This is a genomic window from Acidovorax sp. GW821-FHT09A11, from assembly GCF_059418365.1.
Window position 1 is genome coordinate 1 of record NZ_JBWKPS010000024.1, and the last position, 1,806, is coordinate 1,806.

The window sequence follows — 1,806 nt, forward strand, 5'->3', positions numbered from 1 at the left end:
GTGTTGATTTCTATCCAACCGTAACCCACCATTTCCATCTCGATCTGACCCACCCTTGTTCGTGAACTTCACGCTCACGTTGTGGATAAGTTCTTGGTTGTCTTCTCCTTCTTGGTGGTCTGTGGTGGTTGCTGTGCAGAGCTGTTCTTGAACCGGTAGCTGTCGTTGCCGGTTTCCAGAATATGGCAGTGATGCGTGAGCCGGTCCAGCAGCGCCGTGGTCATCTTGGCATCGCCGAACACATTGGCCCACTCGCTAAAGCTCAGGTTGGTGGTGATCACAACGCTGGTGCGCTCGTACAGCTTGGACAGCAGGTGGAACAGCAAAGCTCCTCCTGACGTACTGAACGGCAGGTAGCCCAGCTCATCCAGGATCACCAGGTCAGCATAGGCCAGGCGGTGCGCGATCTGCCCCGGCTTGCCCTGGGCCTTCTCCTCTTCCAGTGCATTGACCAGCTCCACCGTGGAGAAGAACCGCACCCTGCGGTGATGGTGCTCAATGGCTTGCACCCCGAGGGCCGTGGCAATGTGGGTCTTGCCCGTACCCGGTCCACCCACCAGCACCACGTTGTTGGCGTTCTCCAAGAATTCGCAGCGGTGCAACTGGCGTACCAGTGCCTCGTTCACCTCGCTGTGGCTGAAGTCAAAGCCCGCCATGTCCCGGTACGCAGGGAACCTGGCCACCTTGAGCTGGTAGGCCACAGAGCGCACTTCGCGCTCGGCGGTCTCGGCCTTGAGCAGTTGGGACAGGATGGGCTGCGCCGCATCGAAGGCCGGTGCACCTTGCTCAGCCAGTTCCGCAACCGCCTGGGCCATGCCGTGCATCTTGAGCTCGCGCAGCATGATCACGATGGAAGCGATGGCAGGGTCAGGACGCATAGCGCACCTCCCTCAATTGGTCGTAGCGAAGCACATTGGCCTGGGGTTCCACCGCCAGCTTGAGGGCCTGCGGCGACGTGACCGGTGCTGGAGCGGGCTTGCCGTCCAGCAGGCGGTGCAGCACGTTCAGGATGTGCGTCTTGCTGGCAGCCCCTGACTCCAGTGCCAACTCCACTGCAGCGAGCACAGCCTGTTCATCGTGGTGCAGCACCAGTGCCAGTACCTCCACCATCTCCCGGTCGCCGCCGGTTTGCTTGAGCAAGGTGGCTTGCAGTCGCTTGAAGGCCGCTGGCAGCTCCAGGAATGGGGCGCCGTTGCGCAAAGCTCCTGGTTTGCGCTGCAGCACCGCCAAGTAGTGGCGCCAGTCGTACACGGTCTGTCCCGCACCATGGTGGTTACGCTCGATCAGGCGCTGATGCTCGCACACGATCTGGCCTTCGGCGGCAATCACCAAGCGATCCGCATAGACCCGCAGGCTCACCGGCCGATTGGCATACGGCGCCGGCACGCTGTAGCGATTGCGCTCGAAGTGGACAAGGCAGGTGGGTGAGACGCGCTTGGTGTTCTCCACAAAGCCATCGAAGGGCCGGGGCATTGGCATCAAGGCGGGCTTCTCTTGAGCCCAGACATCCGCGACGGTGCCCGGCAGCTTGCCGTGCTCGATCTCGTGCCATAGCGCCACGCAGCGCTCTTCAAGCCAGGCATTGAGATCGGGCAGGCTTGGGAATGGCGGCACCACTTGCCACAGGCGATGGCGGGCATCGCGCACGTTCTTCTCCACCTGGCCCTTCTCCCAGCCCGACGCGGGATTGCAGAACTCGGCCTCGAACAGGAAGTGGCTGACCATGGCCGCAAAGCGCGCATTGACGTCGCGCTCCTTGCCACGGCGCACCCGGTCTACAGCGGTGCGCATGTTGTCGTAGATGCC

2 protein-coding genes are annotated in these 1,806 nt (G+C 62.2%); both read right to left on the reverse strand.

The annotated features are described in order from the left end of the window. Window positions 1–74 precede the first annotated feature (74 nt). The gene (gene istB, locus AC07PV_RS24975) at window positions 75–878 is read right to left on the reverse strand and encodes an IS21-like element helper ATPase IstB (protein ID WP_494631616.1); all 804 of its coding nucleotides are present in this window, start codon (window positions 876–878) and stop codon (window positions 75–77) included. Continuing rightward, on the reverse strand, window positions 868–1,806 hold a 939-nt coding region (locus tag AC07PV_RS24980), incomplete at its 5' end, for a Mu transposase domain-containing protein (protein ID WP_494631618.1). The genes AC07PV_RS24980 and istB, both read right to left, overlap by 11 nt.